The 18,310-nt window shown below is 63.1% G+C and carries 16 protein-coding genes; 3 read left to right on the top strand and 13 right to left on the bottom strand.

The features are described 5' to 3' along the window. The 4 genes from RFM40_RS32720 to rpsL all read right to left on the bottom strand — a co-directional run. Positions 1-124, bottom strand: a 124-nt coding sequence (locus RFM40_RS32720; RefSeq protein ID WP_246677656.1) for a GTP-binding protein, incomplete at its 3' end; no start/stop codon positions are given. A gap of 65 nt (positions 125-189) precedes the next feature. After that, complete coding sequence (gene fusA / locus RFM40_RS32715; protein ID WP_320230159.1) at positions 190-2,280, bottom strand: elongation factor G; 2,091 nt, start codon at positions 2,278-2,280, stop codon at positions 190-192. A 29-nt stretch (positions 2,281-2,309) separates the two neighbouring features. Continuing rightward, positions 2,310-2,780 carry a 30S ribosomal protein S7 gene (gene rpsG / locus RFM40_RS32710; RefSeq protein ID WP_027170372.1) on the bottom strand — a complete coding sequence of 157 codons (471 nt, stop codon included), beginning with the start codon at positions 2,778-2,780 and terminating at the stop codon, positions 2,310-2,312. A 62-nt stretch (positions 2,781-2,842) separates the two neighbouring features. Further along, positions 2,843-3,214 (bottom strand): 30S ribosomal protein S12, encoded by a 372-nt coding sequence (gene rpsL / locus RFM40_RS32705; RefSeq protein WP_006202128.1) that lies wholly within the window; start codon positions 3,212-3,214, stop codon positions 2,843-2,845. A gap of 137 nt (positions 3,215-3,351) precedes the next feature. On the opposite strand from rpsL, the gene RFM40_RS32700 reads away from it, so the two are divergent. The 3 genes from RFM40_RS32700 to RFM40_RS32690 all read left to right on the top strand — a co-directional run bounded on the left by RFM40_RS32700 (position 3,352) and on the right by RFM40_RS32690 (position 4,982). Further along, positions 3,352-3,690: a hypothetical protein gene (locus RFM40_RS32700; RefSeq protein WP_320230160.1), complete on the top strand. Its 339-nt coding sequence runs from the start codon at positions 3,352-3,354 to the stop codon at positions 3,688-3,690. Further along, entirely contained in the window at positions 3,677-3,958 is a 282-nt protein-coding gene (locus tag RFM40_RS32695) for a transcriptional regulator (RefSeq protein ID WP_278077448.1), read from the top strand. Before RFM40_RS32700 ends, RFM40_RS32695 begins: the two co-directional genes overlap by 14 nt. Positions 3,959-4,052: 94 nt before the next feature. Next, a complete protein-coding gene (locus RFM40_RS32690; RefSeq protein ID WP_320230161.1) occupies positions 4,053-4,982 on the top strand; it encodes a Gfo/Idh/MocA family protein in 930 nt (309 codons plus the stop codon). Positions 4,983-5,028: 46 nt separating this feature from the next. Here the strand turns inward: RFM40_RS32690 and RFM40_RS32685 are convergent, their stop codons facing one another. The 9 genes from RFM40_RS32685 to secE form a co-directional block, all read right to left on the bottom strand. Then, positions 5,029-5,694, bottom strand: coding sequence for an O-methyltransferase (locus RFM40_RS32685; RefSeq protein WP_320230162.1), 666 nt, complete (start codon positions 5,692-5,694; stop codon positions 5,029-5,031). Between the two features lie 77 nt (positions 5,695-5,771). Further along, a complete protein-coding gene (rpoC, locus tag RFM40_RS32680; RefSeq protein ID WP_320223943.1) occupies positions 5,772-9,968 on the bottom strand; it encodes a DNA-directed RNA polymerase subunit beta' in 4,197 nt (1,398 codons plus the stop codon). A gap of 141 nt (positions 9,969-10,109) precedes the next feature. Next, a complete protein-coding gene (gene rpoB, locus RFM40_RS32675; RefSeq protein WP_320223942.1) occupies positions 10,110-14,246 on the bottom strand; it encodes a DNA-directed RNA polymerase subunit beta in 4,137 nt (1,378 codons plus the stop codon). 258 nt (positions 14,247-14,504) lie between these two features. Further along, complete coding sequence (rplL, locus tag RFM40_RS32670; RefSeq protein WP_059189560.1) at positions 14,505-14,885, bottom strand: 50S ribosomal protein L7/L12; 381 nt, start codon at positions 14,883-14,885, stop codon at positions 14,505-14,507. Between the two features lie 54 nt (positions 14,886-14,939). Next, positions 14,940-15,458 (bottom strand): 50S ribosomal protein L10, encoded by a 519-nt coding sequence (gene rplJ / locus RFM40_RS32665; protein WP_320223941.1) that lies wholly within the window; start codon positions 15,456-15,458, stop codon positions 14,940-14,942. Positions 15,459-15,826: 368 nt separating this feature from the next. After that, the gene (gene rplA / locus RFM40_RS32660) at positions 15,827-16,525 is read right to left on the bottom strand and encodes a 50S ribosomal protein L1 (RefSeq protein WP_320230163.1); all 699 of its coding nucleotides are present in this window, start codon (positions 16,523-16,525) and stop codon (positions 15,827-15,829) included. A gap of 4 nt (positions 16,526-16,529) precedes the next feature. Further along, entirely contained in the window at positions 16,530-16,958 is a 429-nt protein-coding gene (rplK, locus tag RFM40_RS32655; protein ID WP_059189557.1) for a 50S ribosomal protein L11, read from the bottom strand. Positions 16,959-17,131: 173 nt separating this feature from the next. Next, a complete protein-coding gene (gene nusG / locus RFM40_RS32650; protein WP_059189556.1) occupies positions 17,132-17,659 on the bottom strand; it encodes a transcription termination/antitermination protein NusG in 528 nt (175 codons plus the stop codon). Between the two features lie 27 nt (positions 17,660-17,686). After that, positions 17,687-17,890: a preprotein translocase subunit SecE gene (gene secE, locus RFM40_RS32645; RefSeq protein ID WP_040974128.1), complete on the bottom strand. Its 204-nt coding sequence runs from the start codon at positions 17,888-17,890 to the stop codon at positions 17,687-17,689. Positions 17,891-18,310 lie beyond the last annotated feature (420 nt).

The raw sequence follows: 18,310 nt of genomic DNA, 5'->3' as shown, positions 1-18,310 counted from the left end.
AGCGCTTGTATTCGCCAAAATACTTCGTGATCGCCGCCGTCAGCGACGTCTTGCCATGATCGACGTGCCCGATCGTGCCAATGTTCACATGCGGCTTGGTGCGCTCGAATTTACCTTTTGCCATGTGATGTCTCCATTCCTGCTTGCCCGTGCGGGGCTCAAATTAAGGTCTCGTGCAACCCGCTCGAGTTACGCGTATTTCTTCTGGACTTCCTGGGCGACCGCGGTCGGAACCGGTTCGTAGTGGTCGAACTGCATCGTGTACTGGGCGCGGCCCTGCGACATCGAACGCAGATTGTCGACGTACTTGAACATGTTGGCGAGCGGCACCATGGCGTTGATGACAACCGCCACGCCACGCGCTTCCTGGCCCTGGATCTGGCCGCGACGGCCGTTGAGGTCACCAATGACGCCGCCGACGTAGTCTTCCGGCGTCACGACCTCGACCTTCATGATCGGCTCCAGGAGCTGCACGCCGAGCCTCGGCGCCGCCTCTTTGAAGCAGGCGCGGGAAGCGATTTCGAACGCCAGCACCGAGGAGTCGACGTCGTGGAAGGCGCCGTCGATCAGCGTCGCCTTGACGCCGATCATCGGGAAGCCTGCGAACGGGCCGGAGCCCATGACGCTGTTGATGCCCTTCTCGACGCCGGGGATGTATTCCTTCGGCACCGCGCCGCCGACGATCTTGGACTCGAACACGAACTCCTCGCTCTCGGTGTTCGGCTCGAACACGATCTTGACGCGGGCGAACTGGCCGGTACCACCGGTCTGCTTCTTGTGCGTGTAGTCCTGCTCATGAGTGCGGGTGATCGTCTCGCGATAGGCCACCTGCGGAGCGCCGACATTGGCTTCCACCTTGAACTCACGGCGCATGCGGTCGACGATGATGTCGAGATGCAGCTCGCCCATGCCGGCGATGATGGTCTGGCCGCTTTCCTCGTCTGTCTTGACGCGGAAGGACGGATCCTCAGCCGCCAGGCGATGCAGCGCGAGGCCCATCTTTTCCTGATCGTTCTTGGTCTTCGGCTCGATGGCGATCTGGATGACCGGATCGGGGAATTCCATGCGCTCGAGGATGACCGGATGCACCGGATCGCACAGCGTATCGCCGGTGGTCGTGTCCTTGAGGCCGGCCAGCGCGACGATGTCGCCGGCATAGGCTTCCTCGATGTCGGCGCGCGAGTTCGCATGCATCTGCAGCATGCGGCCGATGCGCTCCTTCTTGCCCTTCACGGTGTTGTCGAGCGAGGTGCCCTTGGTGAGCTTGCCCGAGTAGATGCGGGCAAAGGTCAGCGAGCCGACGAACGGGTCGTTCATGATCTTGAACGCCAGCATCGACAGCGGCTCGTTGTCATCGGCGTGACGCTCGATCTCGGCGTCGGTCTTGGCGTCGACGCCCTTGATGGCCGGCACGTCGATCGGCGACGGCAGGTATTCGACGACGGCGTCGAGCAGCGGCTGCACGCCCTTGTTCTTGAAGGCCGAACCGCAGAACATCGGGAAGAACTTGACCGCGATGGTGCCCTTGCGGATCAGCGCGCGGATCTCGTCGTTCGACGGCATCTTGCCTTCGAGGTAGTTCTCGAGCGCCGTCTCGTCCATCTCGACGGCGGCCTCGATCATCTTCTCGCGATACTGCTCGGCCTTCTCCTTGAGGTCGGCCGGAATCTCGACGACATCCCAGGCAGCACCAAGAGTTTCGTCGCGCCAGACGAGCGCGTTCATCTCGACCAGGTCGACGACGCCCTTGAACTCAGTCTCGGCGCCGATCGGCAGCTGCATGACGACGGCCTGCGCCCCAAGGCGCGAGCCGATCATTTCCTCGGAGCGGTAGAAGTCGGCGCCGATCTTGTCCATCTTGTTGCAGAAGATCATGCGCGGCACGTGGTACTTGTCGGCCTGGCGCCACACGGTCTCGGTCTGCGGCTCGACGCCTGCGTTGGCGTCGAGCAGCGCGATGGCGCCGTCGAGCACGCGCAGCGAACGCTCGACCTCGATGGTGAAGTCGACGTGTCCGGGAGTGTCGATGATGTTGAAGCGGCGCATCTTGCCGTCACGGCCCTTCCAGAAGGTCGTGGTCGCGGCCGAGGTGATGGTGATGCCGCGTTCCTGCTCCTGCTCCATCCAGTCCATGGTGGCAGCGCCGTCATGGACTTCGCCGATCTTGTGCGACTTGCCCGTGTAGTACAGGACGCGCTCGGTCGTCGTCGTCTTGCCGGCGTCGATATGCGCCATGATACCGAAATTGCGGTAGTCTTCGATTTTGTATTCGCGGGCCATGGGAGGTGCCTCTCAGTCTCGTTCGCGCTTTACCAGCGGTAATGCGCGAAGGCGCGGTTGGCTTCCGCCATCTTATGGGTGTCTTCACGCTTCTTGACGGCCGTGCCGCGGTTGTTGGCCGCGTCCATCAGCTCGCCCGAGAGGCGGTCGACCATCGTGGTCTCGTTGCGGTTGCGCGCGGCGGCGATCAGCCAGCGGATGGCCAGCGCCTGGCGGCGCTCGGGGCGCACGTCGACCGGAACCTGGTAGGTGGCGCCGCCGACGCGACGCGAGCGCACTTCCACATGCGGCGCGACGTTGTCGAGCGCCTGGTGGAAGACGGTGACCGGCTCCTGCTTGGTCTTGGCCTGGACCTGGTCCAGCGCGCCGTAGACGATCGTCTCGGCAACCGACTTCTTGCCGTCATACATGACGGCGTTCATGAACTTGGTGACGATCAGGTCGCCGAACTTGGGGTCCGGGTTGATCTCACGCTTTTCTGCACTGTGACGACGGGACATGGCTTTTGTCTCTCAATCTCGTGGCACGGCGCAGTCAAAAAAAGCGCCGAAGCCGGAAACCCTTACTTCGGACGCTTCGCACCGTATTTCGAACGGCGCTGCTTGCGGTTCTTCACACCCTGCGTGTCGAGCACGCCGCGGATGATGTGGTAGCGGACGCCCGGCAGATCCTTGACGCGGCCGCCGCGGATCATGACCACCGAGTGCTCCTGAAGGTTATGGCCTTCGCCCGGGATGTAGCCGATCACTTCGAAACCATTGGTCAGGCGGATCTTGGCCACCTTGCGCAGCGCCGAGTTCGGCTTCTTCGGCGTCGTGGTGTAGACGCGCGTGCAGACGCCCCGCTTCTGCGGGTTCTGCTGCATGGCCGGGACCTTGTTGCGCTTCACCGGCGCCAGGCGCGGCTTGCGGATCAGCTGGTTGACGGTAGGCATTAAACCCTCTTGTCTCTCAATTCCGTGTCTGCCCTGTCAGGGCCGCTCAAAGCGTCATTTCCATGCGCAAATTCGGGCAACACACCGCGTCTCGCGGTCCTGCCCGAACAAATAGCAGAGGAAGCGGAATCCGCTTCATGCGCGCCGGAAATGTCTTTTCGCTCGTAAAACGAACCCTGTTTGAGACAAACTCCAAAGCGCGTCGCCTCGGAAAAGCAGGTCTCACATCGGTTCTGACGTGGCGGCTTCTACTCGCAAGCCTGATGTCCGTCAACCCCGAAGCGGCAAATATTGCGCCCACACCGAGGCTTGGCAGCCATGCGAAAATCGCATGTAATTTTCTTGCGTCTTTTTTCGAGGGCGAGGAAGAAAGTGACCGGCTTTCGGCTGTCTTCTCAGCCGGCTTCGTGCAAAAAGGCGGGCATGAATGGCAAAAACCCCCGCTTCCGGAGGAATCAGCCCGTGAACGACAATGAAGAGCGCCCGGTTACCATCATCACCGGCCGGGTCTGGCGGCGCAAGGGCGGCAAGCCGGAGGGCGTGCATGTGATGCTGGTTGCGCCCGACGATGATTCTGCCGTTCGCCGCGCGCTCGAATCGCTCGCGGCCGAAGGATTCGCCGAAGCCGAGCTGGACCAGATCGGCGACATGGAAGGCGTACCCGACGAGGAGCCGCATCTGTCGGCCTATCAGGGTGCGCTGGAAGGTGAAGTGTCGATCGTCACCTTCGACGAACCGATCTGATCCGACAAGGCGATCGGAACACCTCCTACCCATCCTGGCTTGCCGGGCACGTTTGTCCTGCCTAGAAACACTCTTCCAATCTCTCGGAGTTCCCATGACCAGCAATCCCATCAGGCTCGGTATCGTCGGCGTGGGAAAGATCGTCCGCGACCAGCACCTTCCGGCGCTCGCCAAGGATGGCAGCTATCAGCTTGCCGCCGCCGCCAGCCGCCACGGGAAGGTCGATGGCATCCCGAACTATCCGACGATCGAGGCGATGCTTGACGCCGAACCCGGCCTGGAGGCCGTCTCGCTCTGCATGCCGCCGCAGTTCCGCTACGACGCGGCGAGCGCCGCGCTCGAGGCGGGCAAGCACGTCTTCCTGGAGAAGCCGCCGGGCGCAACCGTCAGTGAGGTCGAGGATCTGAAGGCGCTTGCCGCGAAGAACAGTGTCTCGCTTTTCGCCAGCTGGCATTCGCGCTATGCGCCGGCGGTCGAGGCCGCGCGCGCTTTTCTCGCCTCGGCCAGGATCAGCTCGGCCGCCATCAACTGGAAGGAAGACGTGCGCCGCTGGCACCCGAACCAGGAGTGGATCTGGGCGCCGGGCGGCTTCGGCGTGTTCGATCCCGGCATCAACGCGCTGTCGATCGCCACCCACATCCTGCCGCCGATGTTCATCACCTCGGCGGTGCTCGACTTCCCCGAGAACCGCGCCTCGCCAGTCGCGGCGCATGTCGCCTTCCGCACCTCGAACGGGCTGCCGGTGACGATGGAGCTCGACTGGCTGCAGACCGGCCCGCAGAGCTGGGATATCCTGGCCGAAACCGACAAGGGCAAGATGGTGCTTTCGGGCGGCGGCGCAAAGCTCGCCGTCGACGGCAAGATCGTCCATGACGAGCCGGAAGCCGAATATCCGATGCTCTACAAGCGCTTCGCCGAGATCGTGCGCGCCGGCGTCTCCGACGTCGACCTGGCACCGCTCCAGCATGTCGCCGATGCCTTCATGCTCGGCAAGCGCAACGTGGTCGAGGCGTTCTTCGATTAAGCTGAATTGACGGCTTCGACTGAATTGACGGACTGGCGCGCCCGCGTCAGTCGACGACGGCGATGGCGAAGCCGTCATAGCCCTTGGCGCCGACGGTCTGGATGGCGGTGCCGTCCAGCCGCTTTTCGCTGCCAATGAAGGAAAACGCCGCACGGGCGCCCTCGACGTTGACGTCGCCGCTATGCTCTTTCACGACGGCGCCGTCGCGGATGACGTTGTCGCAGACGATAACCGTTCCCGAACGCGACAGCCGCATGGCCCAGCTGAGATAATTCGGGTTGTTCGGCTTGTCGGCGTCGATGAAGATCAGGTCGAACGGACCGGCGTTTTCGCTGGCTAACGCCGCGAGCGACTGAAGCGCCGGGCCGAGGCGCAGATCCACCTTATCGGAAACCCCTGCCCGCTCGAAGTTCAAGCGCGCGACCTTTGCGTGATGCGGGTCGAGTTCCAGCGTCACGACCTTGCCGTCTGCAGGTAATCCCCTTGCCATCCAGATGGTCGAATAGCCGCCAAGCGTGCCGATCTCGAGCACCTTTTTCGCGCCCCGAATCCGGACGAGGAGCGAAAGCAACTTGCCTTGCGCCGCAGAGACGTCGATCGCCGGCAGGCCCTGCTCGCGATTGGCCGCCAGGACTGCATCCAGCACAGGGTCCGCTTCGAAAAGTGAGGAAACGATGTAGCGGTCGACAGCCGTCCAGGTCTTGCTGCTCATAGCTCGTCCTCGTTCGTGAAGCTCAAATGCAAAAAGGGGCCGCGCGGGCCCCTTTTCTTTCTCTCATTCCCCCGCGCTTACTGCGCGGCGTTGACCATGTTGGTCAGCATCGGCTCGGCGACCTCGACGCCGGACGCCTTGCGGCGCTCGTCGATGATCAGCTCGTCGCGCGAGGTGGCGATGCGCCGGATCTGGCTCATCGTGCCGCCGGTGCCGGCCGGGATCAGACGGCCGACGATGACGTTTTCCTTCAGGCCCTGCAGCATGTCGGTCTTGCCGGCAACCGCAGCTTCCGTCAGCACCCTGGTCGTCTCCTGGAAGGAAGCGGCCGAGATGAAGGACGGCGTCTGCAGCGAGGCCTTGGTGATGCCGAGCAGCACCGGCTGGCCTTCGGCCGGCTTCTTGCCGTCCTCGATCAGGCGCTCGTTGACCTCTTCCAGCTCGATCACGTCGACATGGTCGCCCGGAATGTAGGTCGAGTCGCCCTGCGTGGTGATCTCGACCTTCTGCAGCATCTGGCGAACGATCACCTCGATGTGCTTGTCGTTGATCGAGACGCCCTGCAGGCGGTAGACCTCCTGGATCTCGTTGACGAGGTAGGACGCAAGCGCCTCCACGCCCTTGATCGCCAGGATGTCGTGCGGCGCCGGGTTGCCGTCGAGGATGTAGTCGCCCTTCTCGATGACGTCGCCGTCCTGGAGATGGAACGGCTTGCCCTTCGGGATCAGGTACTCGACCGGCTCCAGCGTCGAGTCATGCGGCTCGATGATGATGCGGCGCTTGTTCTTGTAGTCGCGGCCGAAGCGGATCGTGCCATCGATCTCGGCGATGATGGCGTGATCCTTCGGACGGCGAGCCTCGAACAGTTCGGCCACGCGCGGCAGACCACCGGTGATGTCCTTGGTCTTGGCGCTTTCCATCGGGATACGCGCCAGCACGTCGCCCGGACGGACATGCGCGCCCGGCTCGACCGAGAGGATGGCCTCGACCGAGAGCAGGAAGCGCGCATCGCCGCCCTTCGACAGCTTGCCCACCTTGCCCTTGGCGTCCTGAACGACGATCGCCGGCTTCAGGTCGCTGCCGCGCGGCGTCGAACGCCAGTCGATGACCTCGCGCTTGGTGATGCCGGTCGACTCGTCAGCCGTTTCCTGAACGGAGATGCCGTCGACCAGATCCTCGAACGCCACCTTGCCCTCGATTTCGGTGAGGATCGGGCGGGTGTAAGGATCCCACTCGGCGATGCGCTGGCCGCGCTTCACCTTGTCGCCATCGTCCACGAAGATGCGCGAGCCATAAGCGACGCGGTGCGTGGCGCGCTCCTTGCCGGCCTCGTCGAGGATCAGAACCGCCATGTTGCGGCCCATGACCATCTGCTGGCCTTCGGAGTTGCGCACCACGTTGCGGTTGCGGATCTCGACCTTGCCCTCATAGGAGGCTTCGAGGAACGAAGAGTCCACCACCTGCGCGGTACCGCCCATGTGGAAGGTGCGCATGGTGAGCTGGGTACCCGGCTCGCCGATCGACTGTGCCGCGATGACGCCGACAGCCTCGCCCTGGTTCACGGGCGTGCCGCGGGCAAGATCGCGACCGTAGCAGACCGCGCAGACGCCGGTCCTGACCTCGCAGGTCAGCGCCGAGCGGATGCGCACGGACTGCACGCCGGCCTTCTCGATCTGCTCTACATCACGCTCATCCATCAGCTTGCCGGCCTTGACCAGCAGTTCGCCGCTGACCGGGTGGCTGATGTCGTCGAGCGCCGTACGGCCCAGCACGCGCTGACCGACCGAAGCGACGATCTGGCCGGCATCGACGATCGGCTGCATGGTGAGGCCCTTGTCGGTGCCGCAATCCAGCGAATTGACGATGCAGTCCTGCGCCACGTCGACCAGACGACGGGTGAGGTAACCCGAGTTCGCCGTCTTGAGCGCGGTGTCGGCCAGACCCTTGCGGGCGCCGTGGGTCGAGTTGAAGTACTCGAGCACGGTGAGGCCTTCCTTGAAGTTCGAGATGATCGGCGTCTCGATGATCTCGCCCGAAGGCTTGGCCATCAGGCCGCGCATGCCGGCAAGCTGGCGCATCTGGGTGGGCGAGCCGCGCGCACCCGAATGCGACATCATGTAGATCGAGTTCATCGGCTTCTGACGGCCGTTGTCCTCGAACTCGACGGCCTTGATGCGGGCCATCATCTCGTCGGCGACCTTTTCCGAGCACTTGGCCCAGGCGTCGACCACCTTGTTGTACTTCTCACCCTGGGTGATCAGGCCGTCATTGTACTGCTGCTCGTACTCCTTGGCCAAAGCCTCGGTGTCGGAGACCAGCTTCAGCTTGGTGTCCGGGATCAGCATGTCGTCCTTGCCGAACGAGATGCCGGCGCGGCAGGCATGGGCGAAACCGAGGGCCATGATGCGATCGCAGAAGATGACCGTCTCCTTCTGGCCGCAGTGACGGTAGACGGTGTCGATCATCTTGGAGATGTTCTTCTTGGTCATCTCCTGGTTGGCGGTCTCATAAGGCACGTTGACATTCTTCGGCAGAAGCTCGCCGATGATCATGCGGCCAGGCGTGGTATCGTAGATCTTCGACACGACCTTGCCTTCGGCGTCGACCGTGCGGAAGCGACCCTTGATCTTGGCGTGCAGCGTCACGGCCTTGGTCTCCAGCGCATGCTGGAGCTCGCCCATGTCGGCGAACACCATGCCTTCGCCCGGCTCGTTCTGGTTGACGATCGACAGATAGTAGAGACCGAGAACCATGTCCTGCGACGGCACGATGATCGGCGCGCCGGAGGCCGGGTGCAGGATGTTGTTGGTCGACATCATCAGCACGCGGGCTTCGAGCTGCGCTTCCAGCGACAGCGGCACGTGGACCGCCATCTGGTCGCCGTCGAAGTCGGCGTTGAAGGCCGTGCAGACCAGCGGATGCAGCTGGATCGCCTTGCCCTCGATCAGGATCGGCTCGAACGCCTGGATGCCGAGGCGGTGCAGCGTCGGCGCGCGATTCAAGAGCACCGGATGCTCGCGGATGACCTCGTCGAGGATATCCCAGACCTCCGGACGCTCTTTCTCGACCAGCTTCTTCGCCTGCTTGACAGTCGAGGAGAAGCCCTTGGCGTCGAGACGGGCGTAGATGAAGGGCTTGAAGAGTTCCAGCGCCATCTTCTTCGGCAGGCCGCACTGATGCAGCTTGAGCTCCGGACCGGTCACGATGACCGAGCGGCCGGAATAGTCGACGCGCTTGCCGAGCAGGTTCTGGCGGAACCGGCCCTGCTTGCCCTTCAGCATGTCGGACAGCGACTTCAGCGGACGCTTGTTGGCGCCGGTGATGACGCGGCCGCGGCGGCCGTTGTCGAAGAGCGCGTCGACGGCTTCCTGCAGCATGCGCTTTTCGTTGCGCACGATGATGCCCGGCGCGCGCAGCTCGATCAGCCGCTTCAGTCGGTTGTTACGGTTGATGACGCGGCGATAGAGGTCGTTGAGGTCGGACGTCGCGAAGCGGCCGCCATCCAGAGGAACCAGCGGGCGCAGGTCCGGCGGGATCACCGGAACCACCTTCATGATCATCCATTCCGGACGATTGCCGGATTCCATGAAGTTCTCGACGACCTTGAGCCGCTTCAAGAGCTTCTTCTGCTTCAGCTCGGACGTGGTCGAAGCCAGCTCCGAGCGCAGGTCGCCGGCGATCTTCTCCAGGTCCATGCCGGCAAGGAGGTCGTGGATGGCCTCGGCGCCGATCATGGCGGTGAACGAATCCTCGCCATACTCGTCGACGGCCAGCATGTACTCTTCCTCGCTGAGCAGCTGATGCTCCTTCAGCGCGGTGAGGCCGGGCTCGGTGACGATGTAGTTCTCGAAGTAGAGGACGCGCTCGATGTCCTTCAGCGTCATGTCGAGCAGCGTGCCGATGCGCGAGGGCAGCGACTTCAGGAACCAGATGTGGGCGACGGGCGCGGCGAGCTCGATATGGCCCATACGCTCGCGGCGGACGCGCGACAGCGTGACTTCGACGCCGCACTTCTCGCAGATGACGCCCTTGTACTTCATGCGCTTGTACTTGCCGCACAGGCACTCGTAGTCCTTGATCGGACCGAAAATGCGCGCGCAGAACAGACCGTCACGCTCCGGCTTGAAGGTGCGGTAGTTGATGGTCTCCGGCTTTTTGATCTCGCCGAACGACCAGGACAGAATCTTCTCAGGGCTGGCGAGCGAGATCCGGATGGAATCGAACACCTGCGCAGGCGCCTGGGGGTTGAAGAGATTCATGACCTCTTGGTTCATGCCGTTCTCCTTTTCGGGGTCCTCGAAAACCCCTTGCATCGAGCGCGGACCGAATGCCCGCAGACTGGCCGGCCTGACCGGCCGAAGAATTTGAGGGGCGCGCCGCGTCTTGGTAGCGGCGCGCCATTGCCTTGCTCGGCCTTATTCGGCTGCGTCGGGCAGCCGCACGGGGGCTTCGTCGAACTTGGTGTTCTCCAGTTCGACATTGAGGCCGAGAGAGCGCATTTCCTTGACGAGAACGTTGAAGCTCTCGGGGATGCCGGCCTCGAACGTGTCGTCGCCTCTGACGATCGCCTCGTAGACCTTGGTGCGGCCGGCGACGTCGTCCGACTTCACCGTCAGCATCTCCTGCAACGTGTAGGCGGCGCCGTAGGCTTCCAGCGCCCAGACCTCCATTTCGCCGAAGCGCTGGCCGCCGAACTGTGCCTTGCCGCCCAGCGGCTGCTGGGTGACGAGCGAGTACGGACCGATCGAACGCGCGTGGATCTTGTCGTCCACCAGGTGGTGAAGCTTGAGCATATAGATGTAGCCCATCGTCACCTTGCGATCGAACGGCTCGCCGGTGCGGCCGTCATAGAGCTGCGACTGACCGCTGGTGTGCAGGCCAGCCTGCTCCAGCATGGTGTTGATGTCGGCCTCGTGCGCGCCGTCGAACACCGGGGTCGCGATGGAGACGCCGCGGCGCATCTGCTCGCTCAGGCGAATGATGCTCTCGTCGTCATACTCGCGGATCGGCTCGTTGCGGTCGTTGGAAGGCATGAAGCTTTCCAGCGTCTTGCGCAACGGCTTGATGTCGCCGCCACCCTTGTAGGCGTCGATCAGCTCGCCGATCTTCCTGCCCATGCCGGCGCAGGCCCAGCCCAGATGCGTCTCCAGGATCTGGCCGACATTCATGCGGCTTGGCACACCCAGCGGGTTGAGCACGATATCGGCATGCGTGCCGTCCTCGAGGAAAGGCATGTCCTCGACCGGAACGATGCGCGACACGACACCCTTGTTGCCGTGACGGCCGGCCATCTTGTCGCCCGGCTGCATCTTGCGCTTCACCGCCACGAAGACCTTGACCATCTTCATGACGCCCGGAGGCATCTCGTCGCCGCGCTGCACCTTCTCGACCTTGTCCATGAAGCGCTGTTCCAGCGCCTTCTTGGAGTCGTCGTACTGGCCGCGCAGCGCTTCCAGCTCGCTCTGCAGCTTTTCGTTCTCCACGGCGAACTGCCACCACTGCGAGCGCGGATACTCGTCGAGCGTGTCCTTCGACAGCTTCGAGCCCTTCTTGAAGCCTTTCGGTCCGGCAATCGCTTCCTTGCCGACCAGCACGTCGGAAAGGCGCGAGTAGACGTTGCGGTCGAGGATCGCCTGCTCGTCGTCGCGGTCCTTGGCCAGGCGCTCGATCTCCTCGCGCTCGATCGCCATGGCGCGCTCGTCCTTCTCGACGCCGTGGCGGTTGAAGACGCGCACTTCGACGACCGTGCCGAAGGTGCCCGGAGGCATGCGCATGGAGGTGTCGCGAACATCCGAGGCCTTCTCGCCGAAGATGGCGCGCAGCAGCTTTTCTTCCGGCGTCATCGGGCTTTCGCCCTTCGGCGTGATCTTGCCGACCAGGATGTCGCCCGGCTGCACTTCCGCGCCGATATAGACGATGCCGGCCTCGTCGAGGTTCTTCAGCGCTTCTTCCGAGACGTTCGGAATGTCGCGCGTGATTTCCTCCGGCCCGAGCTTGGTATCGCGGGCCATGACCTCGAATTCCTCGATATGGATCGAGGTGAAGACGTCATCGGCCACGATACGCTCGGAGAGCAGGATCGAGTCCTCGTAGTTGTAGCCGTTCCACGGCATGAACGCGACCAGCACGTTGCGGCCGAGCGCCAGATCGCCGAGCTCGGTCGACGGACCGTCGGCGATGATGTCGCCCTTGTTGACGCGGTCGCCCATGCGCACCAGCGGACGCTGGTTGATGCAGGTGTTCTGGTTCGAACGCTGGAACTTCATCAGCCGGTATATGTCGACGCCGGACTTGCCGGGGTCGAGATCTTCCGTGGCGCGGATGACGATACGCGTTGCGTCAACCTGGTCGACGATGCCGCCGCGACGGGCGCCGATGGCGGCGCCCGAGTCACGGGCGACGACCGGTTCCATGCCGGTGCCGACGAACGGGGCTTCGGCGCGCACCAGCGGCACGGCCTGACGCTGCATGTTCGAACCCATCAGCGCGCGGTTGGCGTCGTCGTTCTCAAGGAACGGGATAAGCGCCGCCGCCACCGAGACCATCTGCTTCGGCGACACGTCCATCAGGTCGACGTTTTCGCGCGGCGCCATCATCACTTCGCCGGCATTACGGCAGATGACGAATTCGTCGACGAAGCCGCCATGCTTGTCGAGTTCGGCGTTGGCCTGCGCGACGTGGTGCTTGGCCTCTTCCATCGCCGACAGATAGACGACTTCGTTGGTCAGCTTGCCGTTGACGATCTTGCGGTACGGGCTCTCGATGAAGCCGTACTTGTTGACGCGCGCGAAAGTCGCGAGCGAGTTGATCAGGCCGATATTCGGGCCTTCCGGCGTCTCGATCGGGCAGATGCGGCCGTAATGCGTCGGGTGCACGTCGCGCACCTCGAAGCCGGCGCGCTCGCGGGTCAGACCGCCCGGTCCAAGCGCCGACAGGCGGCGCTTGTGGGTGATCTCCGACAGCGGGTTGGTCTGGTCCATGAACTGCGACAGCTGCGAGGAGCCGAAGAACTCGCGCACGGCGGCGGCCGCCGGCTTGGCGTTGATCAGATCCTGCGGCATGACCGTGTCGATCTCGATCGAGGACATGCGTTCCTTGATCGCGCGCTCCATGCGCAGCAGGCCGACGCGGTACTGGTTCTCCATCAGCTCGCCGACCGAGCGCACACGGCGGTTGCCGAGATTGTCGATGTCGTCGATCTCGCCCTTGCCGTCACGCAGTTCGACCAGCGTCTTGACCACGGCCAGGATGTCTTCCTTGCGCAGCACGCGCACGGTGTCCTCGGCCTTGAGCTCGAGGCGCATGTTCATCTTGACGCGGCCGACGGCCGACAGGTCATAGCGCTCGCTGTCGAAGAACAGCGAGTTGAACATGGCTTCGGCCGTCTCGAGCGTCGGCGGCTCGCCCGGACGCATGACGCGGTAGATGTCGAACAGCGCGTCCTGGCGGCTCTCGTTCTTGTCGACGGCGAGCGTGTTGCGGATGTAGGCGCCCACGTTGACGTGGTCGATGTCGAGGATCTGGATCTCGTCCTCGCCGGTGCCGAGCAGCACTTTCAGCGTCTTGTCGTCGATCTCGTCGCCGGCCTCGAGGAAGATCTCGCCGGTGGCGTAATTGACGATGTCCTCGGCAAGATAATTGCCGAGCAGGTCCTCGTCGGTCGCCTTGATCGCCTTCAGGCCCTTCTCGCCGAGCTGGCGGGCCTGGCGGGCGGTGATCTTCTTGCCGGCCTCGACGACGATCTCACCCGTGTCCGCGTCGACCAGGTCGCCGACGGCCTTGAGGCCGCGGAAACGCTCGACGTTGAACGGGATGCGCCAGTGGTCGCCGGCGCGCTTGTAGGTGATCTTGTTGTAGAAGGTCGACAGTATCTCCTCGCCGTCCATGCCGAGCGCCATCAGGAGCGACGTCACCGGAATCTTGCGGCGGCGGTCGATGCGGGCGTGCACGACGTCCTTGCTGTCGAACTCGATGTCGAGCCACGAGCCGCGATAGGGAATGACGCGCGCGGCAAACAGCAGCTTGCCCGACGAGTGCGACTTGCCCTTGTCATGGTCGAAGAAGACGCCCGGCGAGCGGTGCATCTGCGAGACGATGACGCGCTCGGTGCCGTTGACGATGAAGGTGCCGTTCGACGTCATGAGCGGCATGTCGCCCATGTAGACGTCCTGCTCCTTGATGTCCTTGATCGACTTGGCGCCGGTATCCTCGTCGATATCGAACACGATGAGGCGCAGCGTCACCTTCAGCGGCGCTGCATAGGTCAGGTCGCGCTGGCGACATTCGTCAACGTCGAATTTCGGTCCTTCGAACTCATACTTTACGAATTCCAGCATCGAGGAGCCAGAAAAATCGGAGATCGGGAAGACCGACTTGAAAACAGCCTGCAGTCCTTCGTCAGGACGACCGCCCTTGGGCTCGTCCACCATCAGGAACTGATCATACGATGCCTTTTGAACCTCGATCAGGTTCGGCATCTCCGCAACTTCCGGGATCTTTCCGAAGAACTTGCGTACGCGTCTGCGGCCATTGAAAGTCTGGGTCTGGGCCATCGTCGCTCCTTAGCTCAAAACTCGGGACGAACCTCGCCGCGGTTCGCCTTGCACCAACGGGCCGCCTCGCCGGCTGCCCCTGTCTGTTTTCCGGCTGCCCGTCCAATTGCTTGGCGGCTGCCGGCTAAAACGGGAGAAAACCCGTTTCCTGAAGGCCGCTCCGGCCCTCAGGAAAGAGGTTTTCAAACGCCTCGCGCAACGAAGCCTCTCTTCGTCAAGGGAGGGGGCGGACGGCGCGAGACCGTCCGCCCTTGCCTGTTACTTCAGCTCGACCTTGGCGCCAGCTGCTTCCAGCTGAGCCTTAAACTTGTCGGCGTCGGCCTTGGAAACGCCTTCCTTGACCGGCTTCGGAGCCGCTTCGACCAGGTCCTTGGCTTCCTTGAGGCCAAGGCCGGTGATGGCGCGGACTTCCTTGATGACGTTGATCTTCTGGGCGCCGGCGTCGGCGAGAACGACGTCGAATTCCGTCTTCTCTTCGGCCGGAGCAGCAGCAGCGGCACCAGCGCCGCCAGCAGCGGCAACCGCCACCGGAGCAGCGGCCGAAACGCCCCACTTCTCTTCCAGGAGCTTCGACAGCTCGGCCGCCTCGAGGACGGTCAGCTTCGAAAGGTCGTCTACGATCTTTGCGAGATCAGCCATTTGTGTATTCCTTCACTAGGTTCGAACGTGTGTTGTTGACAGCGAGGAACGGCCTCATGCCGCCTCGTCCTTCCGGGCGTAAGCGCCGATGACGCGCGCGACCGAAGCCGCGGGCGCATTGACGATCTGGGCGATCCGGGTTGCCGGCGTGGCGATCATGCCAACCAGCTTGGCGCGCAGCTCGTCGAGCGACGGTAGTGTGGCGAGTGCCTTCACACCGTCGGCGTTGAGCGAGGTCGAGCCCATCGCGCCGCCGAGAATGATCAGCTTGTCATTCCCCTTGGCGAAATCGGACGCGACCTTCGGCGCCGCAATCGGATCCTCCGAATAAGCGACCAACGTCTGCCCCTTGAACAGATCGATGATCGATGCGGAGTCCGTGCCCTGAAGAGCGATCTTGGCGAGACGGTTCTTCGCGACTTTGACGGTGCCACCGGCGGCGCGCATCTTCGACCGAAGGTCGTTCATTTGCGCGACGGTGATACCGGCGTAGTGGGCCACGACGACTGAACCCGCGCTCGAGAACGCTTCGTTCAGGCCCGTGACGAGTTCGCGTTTTTCCGCTCTGTCCACTGCCTATCTCCAGTTGACCCCTGCCCCATTCTCGAGGTCAGAAGTCGGGTTGCCTTTTGCCGGCCGGGCCATCCAAAAATGGATCTCCCGAACGGCGCTCGAGGATCCTGCCCCCTTTCGCCACACCTACGGCCAAGCCGGCGATGCGCTGACAAAAGGCAAACACGGTTCGAACCTTTCATTGGAGCTTCCGCTCCTTTGTCGGGTCTTCACCCGTCTCATGCAGGCCCATGCGAATTAAGGCTTTGGGCCGCCTGCAATCTCGGACAGGATATCCGGAAACCTTTCGGCTTCCGGGGTACCGGGCCGCCGACGGATCGGCGGTCCGGAATTCTTATGCGACCGGCCTGAAGCCGGTCAGGCGACACTTACGACGCAGCGAGCGTCGCGATGTCGAGCTTGAGACCGGGGCCCATCGTCGAGGTGACCGACACCTTCTTGACGTAGTTGCCCTTGGCGCCGGCGGGCTTTGCCTTGTTCACCGCATCGGCGAAGGCCCGCACATTCTCTTCCAGCGCCTTGACGTCGAACGAGACCTTGCCGACGCCGGCCTGGACAATGCCGGCCTTCTCGACGCGGAACTCAACGGCGCCGCCCTTCGAAGCCTTGACGGCGGCCGCGACATCGGGGGTCACGGTGCCGACCTTCGGGTTCGGCATCATGCCGCGCGGGCCGAGCACCTTACCCAGACGGCCGACCAGCGGCATCATGTCCGGAGTGGCGATGCAGCGATCGAAGTCGATCGTGCCCTTCTGGACGATGTCGACCAGGTCTTCGGCGCCAACGATGTCGGCGCCGGCGGCCTTGGCTTCCTCGGCCTTGTCGCCGCGCGCGAACACGGCGACGCGCACCGAGCGGCCGGTGCCGTTCGGCAGGTTGACCACGCCGCGGACCATCTGGTCGGCATGGCGCGGATCGACGCCGAGGTTCATCGAAACCTCGACGGTCTCATCGAACTTCACCGTGGACCGGTCCTTGAGCAGCTGCAGCGCCTCGTTGAGGGCGTAAGCCTTGTTCGGATCGATGCCGTCGCGGCTCTTGGCAACTCGCTTTGCAATCTTTGCCATGATCTTAGCCCACCACTTCCAGGCCCATCGAGCGGGCGGAACCCTCGACCATGCGCATGGCCGCCTCGACGTCGTTTGCGTTCAGGTCCTTCATCTTCTGCTCGGCGATCTGGCGCACCTTGTCGCGCGAGATCGTGCCGGCCTTCACCTTGCCCGGCTCCTTCGAGCCCGACTTCAGATTGGCGGCCTTCTTCAGGAAGTAGCTCACCGGCGGCGTCTTCATGACGAAGGTGAACGACTTGTCCTGGTAGTAGGTGATGACGACCGGGATCGGCGAACCCTTCTCCAGCTCCTGGGTCTGCGCGTTGAACGCCTTGCAGAACTCCATGATGTTGATGCCGCGCTGACCAAGCGCCGGGCCGATCGGGGGCGACGGCGTGGCCGAGCCCGCGGCAACCTGGAGCTTGAGCTGGCCTGCAACTTTCTTAGCCATCTCTATTCCTGCCTTTTCTCATGCCGGCCCCAACAACTGGGAAATGCCGGCGGTTGCAGTCTGGTGGTGCGGTTCCAGCGGCCGGCTAAGCCGCTTTCGCCTCCCACCCGTTGATGGCAGCGCTTTGCTTCGCGCCGCCGACCCCTTTGCCTGTCGACTGAGGGATCTTCGGATCAGCCCTTCTCGACCTGTCCGAATTCCAGATCGACGGGCACCGCGCGCCCGAAGATCGACACTTCCACCTTGAGGCGCGCCCGCTCCTCGTCCACTTCCTGGACGAAGCCGTTGAACGACGCGAACGGACCGTCCGAAACGCGGATCGCCTCGCCGATTTCGAAGGTCACCGACGGCTTTGGCCGCTCGACGCCTTCCTGAACCTGATTCAGGATGCGCTGCGCCTCGGTCTCGGTGATCGGCACCGGCTTGGAATCGCCGAGGAAGCCGGTGACTTTCGGCGTGTTCTTGACCAGCGAGAAGACCGCGTCCGTCAGGTTGGCCTTCAGAAGCACATAGCCCGGGAAGAACTTGCGCTCGGCATCGACCTTGCGGCCGCGGCGGATCTCGACGACCTTCTCGGTCGGCACGACGATCTGCTCGATCTCGCCGGACAGGCCCTTCTGCTTGGCCTTGTTCTCGATGTCCTCGGCGACCTTCTTTTCGAAGTTCGAATAAGCGTGGACGATGTACCACCGCGCAGTCATTTCACGACCTCTCCGTAATCGCCGAACTTAATGTCCGAGGCCCAATATCCACTCGATCGCATAGCCCATGGCTATGTCGGCGGCGAAAAAGAAGATCATGGCGATGACCGCGAACACCAGGACCATCACCGTCGAGATCATGGTCTCGCGGCGCGAGGGCCATGTCACCTTAGCCGTCTCCGCACGAACCTGCTGGAGAAAGGTGAAAGGATTAGTGGTTTTCGAAGCCATGTGCCGCTCTGTCTTCAAGACCCGTTGGCCGGGTCTCCTGGATGATCCCGCAGGCCGGGACGTGCCGCCTGAGCTTCGTGCCGGCGCCGAATCAGCGCCACCATTTCGCCCACGCAAATCAGACGCGTAAAGCCGGCTTCCCAGCTCCACGCGTCGCGTGTCTGTTCAATCTACATAAAACCGATTCTTGGTCCACGCAAGTGGCAAGTGTTCCGCTTTATGTTCGAGCGCCGCTTCGGAACCATCCAGTCGTACCGTTCCGGCTATGCGGGGCCTTATGCCCCAGTTTTCCCTATATGGCAAGCCACCCGCCGGTTTTCAACGGCGAAGCGCCCCTGCTCTTCAGTCCGCCACTGAGCGACCTGAGAGATAGGTGACGATTTGTACCGGACACATGGGTAACACTTTTCGGTTTTTGCC

The organism is Mesorhizobium captivum (genome assembly GCF_033977165.1).
GTDB classification, from domain to species: domain Bacteria; phylum Pseudomonadota; class Alphaproteobacteria; order Rhizobiales; family Rhizobiaceae; genus Mesorhizobium; species Mesorhizobium captivum.
Note: the sequence above shows the minus strand (reverse complement) of the source record. Positions and strands in the feature narration are given on the sequence as shown.